This is a genomic window from Nodosilinea sp. LEGE 07298, assembly GCF_015207265.1.
Classification (GTDB): Bacteria; Cyanobacteriota; Cyanobacteriia; order Phormidesmidales; family Phormidesmidaceae; genus Nodosilinea.
The window spans coordinates 1-5,119 of record NZ_JADEXE010000392.1; the positions used below are offsets into that span (position 1 = coordinate 1).

Annotated in this window: 8 protein-coding genes; 2 read left to right on the plus strand and 6 right to left on the minus strand. The window is 45.4% G+C overall.

Going from position 1 to position 5,119, the window contains the following annotated elements; translation table 11 throughout:
• Nucleotides 1-153: 153 nt before the first annotated feature.
• From IQ273_RS30055 to IQ273_RS30080, 6 genes are all read right to left on the minus strand, one after another.
• Nucleotides 154-813, minus strand: coding sequence for a HupE/UreJ family protein (locus IQ273_RS30055; RefSeq protein WP_194026770.1), 660 nt, complete (start codon nucleotides 811-813; stop codon nucleotides 154-156).
• Nucleotides 814-1,070: 257 nt separating this feature from the next.
• Nucleotides 1,071-1,433: a nitrile hydratase accessory protein gene (locus IQ273_RS30060; protein ID WP_194026771.1), complete on the minus strand. Its 363-nt coding sequence runs from the start codon at nucleotides 1,431-1,433 to the stop codon at nucleotides 1,071-1,073.
• Nucleotides 1,434-1,467: 34 nt separating this feature from the next.
• Entirely contained in the window at nucleotides 1,468-2,076 is a 609-nt protein-coding gene (nthA, locus tag IQ273_RS30065; RefSeq protein ID WP_194026772.1) for a nitrile hydratase subunit alpha, read from the minus strand.
• Between the two features lie 39 nt (nucleotides 2,077-2,115).
• On the minus strand, nucleotides 2,116-2,835 hold the full coding sequence (gene nthB, locus IQ273_RS30070) for a nitrile hydratase subunit beta (protein WP_194026773.1): 720 nt from the start codon (nucleotides 2,833-2,835) through the stop codon (nucleotides 2,116-2,118).
• Between the two features lie 54 nt (nucleotides 2,836-2,889).
• On the minus strand, nucleotides 2,890-3,408 hold the full coding sequence (locus IQ273_RS30075; RefSeq protein WP_194026774.1) for a DUF1097 domain-containing protein: 519 nt from the start codon (nucleotides 3,406-3,408) through the stop codon (nucleotides 2,890-2,892).
• Nucleotides 3,409-3,454: 46 nt separating this feature from the next.
• Nucleotides 3,455-4,420, minus strand: a complete 966-nt coding sequence (locus IQ273_RS30080) for a GTP-binding protein (RefSeq protein WP_194026775.1) — start codon at nucleotides 4,418-4,420, stop codon at nucleotides 3,455-3,457.
• A 282-nt stretch (nucleotides 4,421-4,702) separates the two neighbouring features.
• Here IQ273_RS30080 and IQ273_RS30085 point away from each other — a divergent pair, with 282 nt between their 5' ends.
• Together IQ273_RS30085 and IQ273_RS36155 are read left to right on the plus strand one after the other, a co-directional pair.
• Nucleotides 4,703-4,909 carry a hypothetical protein gene (locus IQ273_RS30085; RefSeq protein WP_194026776.1) on the plus strand — a complete coding sequence of 69 codons (207 nt, stop codon included), beginning with the start codon at nucleotides 4,703-4,705 and terminating at the stop codon, nucleotides 4,907-4,909.
• 110 nt (nucleotides 4,910-5,019) lie between these two features.
• Nucleotides 5,020-5,119, plus strand: a 100-nt coding sequence (locus IQ273_RS36155) for a transposase (protein WP_194021068.1), incomplete at its 3' end; no start/stop codon positions are given.

Genomic DNA, 5,119 nt, shown 5'->3' on the forward strand with positions numbered 1-5,119 from the left:
GTGCGGAGTTGTTCGCCCAGGTGCGTTCGCTGGTAAACACGGCTCGCCGTCAAAGCATCTCTGCCTTTGACGCTATCTCCCGTGCCCTTACCTCACAGCAGGCTGATTGGCTACTGAGTTGAGCAATTACGAATGATGGGTCGGGTAACTTTCTTAAAAGCTAGCTGCCAAAAAGGCCATGCCAGAGCCTACGGCGATGTACCCAGCAAACCGTAGGAAATTTGGATTAGAAACGCTAGATTCCTTGACAACTATGGCCACCTTAAAGGCAATTAACGAAATACTTGCCTGAATTAAAGTAAACCCGAGTAGGTAAGCCACCAAAGGAGCTGCTGTAGCGCCAATGATGGCTTCTCCATAAGCATAGCCATGAAATAATCCTGCAACACCTGCTAAGACAGCAACGATGACTGTGTTGGGCTTCTCTAACTTTGCTAATAAGATACCGGAGACCAGCACTGAAGCTGAAATAATTACTTCAACCATAGGCATATCCACCAGCATTAAATGGAGCCCTGTTCCCGCAAGAGCTGTTGAGACAAACACAACAGGAACCCAAAAGCCTCTGGCAACAGCTGACGCCAGCAACCCCACGGATATAACAAAAATTAGATGATCAAACCCAATAATAGGGTGACCAAGACCTGACAAAAAACCTTCTAAAAAAGTAGCCGATATTTCACCTCCAGATGGGTGGTGAGCATAGGCGGGAAAAGCTATCCCTAGAAGGGCAGAGACGACTATGACAAGCTTCACGATGCTGCTAAGATCTAAACCAGTCCAATGGCTAATACCAGTAATCTTTGATGCCACTTTTGTATTCCTCACAATTAAATTGGCTGTACACAAGATGCCGGGGATGATAAACAATCCTTCGGGAGGACTGAAAACATGAAGAAAATAGAACCAGGCTAGTACAGTGTCAAAACTAAAAATCAGGATTCTTGTAGGTTGGGTGTAGCGAAACCCAACAGCAGTAAGCCTGGTTGGGTTCTGCTATCGCGCCACCCACCCTACAAATTTAGGTTTGACAGACCACTAAGCTAAAGGTACTAAATAAGAAGAGCTAGCTAGGATTGGTTCAAGGTTGCATTAGCCTCAACCAGCATCTGACGAGTTCGTTCTTCCAACTCCTCTTCGCTGACAAGGGAAGACTCAAGCACTAAATTTTCTAGAGATGCAAGCCAACGTAGATAATAATCCCAATCCGGGTCATCCTTGCAGTGAGTTGATTCCCATTCAGCAATTGATTCAATTAGCCCTTGGCGAAAGTCTTCCCACTCATAATGTCCTTTTTTAGACAAAGCAATTGCCATTCCAAAGGCACGGCCTTCCCAGGGCCTTTGAAATAGGATTTCCCCGTTATCACGTGGGGGTGAGTCAGCGCTACCCAGCATACTAGCGGCTGCAAACTGTTCAAATTTAATCTGCATAGGTACTCAGTGATTTTTAGATGTTGCCTTACGATCAAGCTGGCACTACTACCCTGGCTGCCCCTTGCATAGATTCAGGGGTAATAATGGTCGCTAATTGCTCTTCTGTCCACCCTTCCGTTCCTTCAGGACGCTCTGGAAGAACAAACCACCGAATCTGAGCGCTAGTGTCCCAAACTTTAACTTCAACGCTCTCAGAGACATCTAGGCCAAATTCTTTGAGCACTTTCCGAGGTTCGCGGATGGCTCTAGCTCGAAAGGTAGGATCTTTAAACCAGTAAGGCGGTAAGCCCAACACTGGCCAAGGGTAGCAGGAGCACATTGTACAAACGATTAAATTGTGTACGTCAGGCGTGTTGGCAACAGCAGCCATATTCTCGCCTTCTGCTCCAGCCATACCACGAGGGAAACTCATCTCAGCAATTGCTGAGGGGGTATCTGCCAGCAGACGTTCCTTAAAGTCTGGGTCAACCCAAGCCCTCGCGACAATTCTGGCCCCATTAAATGGCCCCATATCCTTCTCAAAGAACTCAATCACCTTATCGACAGTCTCGCCAGTGATGATTCCCTTCTCGATTAACAGAGACTCTAAAGCTCTAACGCGAGCTGCACTGTATATTTCGCGATCAACATTCTCAGTCATACCTAATTACCCAAGAATACTTAACAAAATGTCTATGAGCTATTCTGGATCTTCCAAATAGCCTTCAAAAATCTGAACGTAGATTTTGGTATTGGGTTCGGTGATACTCTCCCAGATGTCGTGGGAATTAAATACGACATTGTAGATAGGCATAGGATCACCTACTCCATCACCTGTTGGAAAGTAGTAGTTGTAGGTTCCTTCATACACTTCATCAACAACACCTTGCTTGGTTCGTAGATAGCCAGGTAGTTTACAGTGATCAACAGGGGGTGGATTTCTAACCGTAACGGTATCACCAACCTTGAACTTAGGCTGAGCCTCTACATCACAAGCTGGTGAGTCTCCAATCCTTAAGTACTCCATTATTTGCTCATCAATGGTTGGTTCCCCACCACTGGGAAATGGCGTATTCAGGTTTGCTAGGTAAGCTTCTGTTTTTGTGCTCAGTTCTTCCTCTGTTACATAACCCGATTCAACAAAAAATCCAGAAATACCACCTAACCACTTTTCATAGTATCGGTACTTGAAGTAGTCAAATGGGTTCATACCTTCTGCCCCCTGGCGGAGGTGCCCCCAAGTCCAAAAGCTACTGAACTTGGTTGGTACGGACTTAACAGCCTCTAAATGGTTACTCAGTCCCATCATGGCAACATGAATACCAAAGATACGCTCTTCCCAGGGTTGGACAAAGACTTTCTTCTCAAAACTAGACGGTTCAAGTCCTTCAATTCCACCAATGTAATGCTGTAGCTTCATTTCGTTCGTCCTACGAAAGCATCTTGAACAAAGTTAAACTAATCAGTCAAAGGCTTAGGCACGAGTTTGATCCCTTACGGCTGCGACCTCACTCGTCGTCATAGCATCACCCCAAAACTCAGAGAGATAACCAAAGAGACCACCTAAGATCATGGCTACTGCCGCTACTAAGCCTGGGTTATTCAGCCCTACTGTAGTAATAGGCACTCCTGTCGCAACTGTAGTTCCTACTGTCGAGGCAAATCCCCAAACAATTGCAGGAATTGCGGTCAGTAAAGGAACTTTAGAGGCCTGAACCATTGCGGCACTGCCCAATCCGACACAGATGGCGGCAACAAACGGATTTGCACCCAAAGCAGTAATTGCCAGCAAAGTAAGCGAAGCAATTACAATGCCAGTCAAGTTAGATGCAATGCTCTGCTTAAGGCCAGATGACTTCCCTCCTAAGATAAAGAACGAGGCCCAGGCAATAAACGTGACCCACACTGGCACAAGAATCACTGTTGCTGTGAGATAAGTATCTACAGCTCCCAATGTGCCAATGCTGACACTATAGGCGTCTAGCTTTTTCATGGAACAACCTTTCTTTAGTTTTCAACCTACTTTTTGGCACTATTCGTCATGTAAGACAAGCTTGGAATCCCTCTTTGAGTTCCATCTCAGATAAGTTGCGGCCAATGAATACGAGTTCATTCCTACGCAATTCATCGCCCTTCCAAATGCGCCCAGGCCTACCATCTAACAACATGTGAACTCCTTGAAAGACAAAGCGCCTATCTTCCGAGTCAATATCTAAAATACCTTTCATACGAAAGATATCTGTCCCTCTATCTTGTAAAAGCTGATAAATCCAGCGATTGAACTTGTCACCGTCTACGCTTCCTTCTTCAACAATAGAAAAAGAGCAAACAGATTCATCATGTTCATGAGCATCTTCGTTCAAAAAGTCTGGATCTATATGAAGGGCTTGTTTCAGGTCAAATGCTTTAATGCTAAGAACAGAGTCCATAGGGACATCACTGTTTTTTGTTCTATAAACCTTGGCAAAGGCTGCCATCCCGCGAATTTTTTGCTCTAACTTATCTACAATTTCTGGAGAAACTAAGTCAGTCTTGTTGAGCAGTATTACATCGGCAAAAGCAATTTGCTCCTGAGCCTCATCGCTTTCCCAGTGCTCCCAAATATGCTTTGAGTCAACAACGGTAATGACTGCATCTAGCTGAGTCTTAGTCCTCATCGTTTCATCTGCAAAGAAGGATTGAATGACGGGTGCGGGGTCGGCCAACCCTGTTGTCTCAATCACTAAATGGTCAAATTTATCTTGCTTTTCTAAAAGATTGTCGAAGATGCGAACTAAATCACCTCTGACAGTACAGCAGATACAGCCATTGTTCATCTCTAAAATTTCTTCGTCAGCGTCAATAACTAGCTGACTATCGATTCCTACCTCTCCAAATTCGTTGACGATAACGGCAATTCTTTTTCCATGCTCCTCGGTGAGCATACGATTAAGCAAGGTTGTCTTTCCCGCCCCTAGGTATCCAGTAATAACACTTACAGGAATTGGCGAAGCGTTGATGCTCATGAGTTTCAGGATGTGATTAATTTAGCTTTATAACATCCAACCTAAAACCACACACTATGCACTCTGCTTCTAAAAAGAGGTTCTCAAAAAGAGTACCCCTAAAGCATCCCTAGAAGCTGAAATTAAGCTGAGTTTTAAGTCAGTTGTTATGACAACCAATCCTAGAGGGGGGGATAAGGAATAGTTGTATCAATCAAGACATTTTCATGTTCCTCGCAGGACAGTCTCATAGAACTGTTTTATGGATTCAGCAAAATCTAGCTTCCCAATAGGACTGTCCTATTGACAAGACTGAAGTGGAACCACGCTCTAGCTGTTTCTCTAAGCTGGCGTGCAGTTGTTATTCCTGAAGTTGCCTTCTCTCATCAGCAGGAGCGGAAGGTGGCTGAACGCCAGGAGCGATCGCTCATAGATGTCATCGCCAAGCAGACTCGCGATGAGATCAGCTTTTCCCAAACCGTCATTTTGGGGGGCTGGCCTGGATACTAAGTAGGCAAGCACAATTAAATATGGCTCAATAGGTGTTTCAGGGAGGTGACCTGCAAGCAGATGATGTATTCGCTAGGCTGAACACTAAAGTGCACCTGCTCTGCGATCTCATGCTAACCCTGACACACCTTTTGGAAGAGGCCAAGTGCTACGACAGCGTTCGGACGTTGCGCTGGCCCGACGGCGTTATCCGGTGTCCGAAGTGCGGCT

Coding starts and splice junctions, on each gene's coding strand:
- IQ273_RS30060 (WP_194026771.1), bottom strand. CDS start 1,433: ATGCAGATTAAATTTGAACAGTTTGCAGCCGCTAGTATGCTGGGTAGC.
- nthA (WP_194026772.1), bottom strand. CDS start 2,076: ATGACTGAGAATGTTGATCGCGAAATATACAGTGCAGCTCGCGTTAGA.
- nthB (WP_194026773.1), bottom strand. CDS start 2,835: ATGAAGCTACAGCATTACATTGGTGGAATTGAAGGACTTGAACCGTCT.
- IQ273_RS30075 (WP_194026774.1), bottom strand. CDS start 3,408: ATGAAAAAGCTAGACGCCTATAGTGTCAGCATTGGCACATTGGGAGCT.
- IQ273_RS30080 (WP_194026775.1), bottom strand. CDS start 4,420: ATGAGCATCAACGCTTCGCCAATTCCTGTAAGTGTTATTACTGGATAC.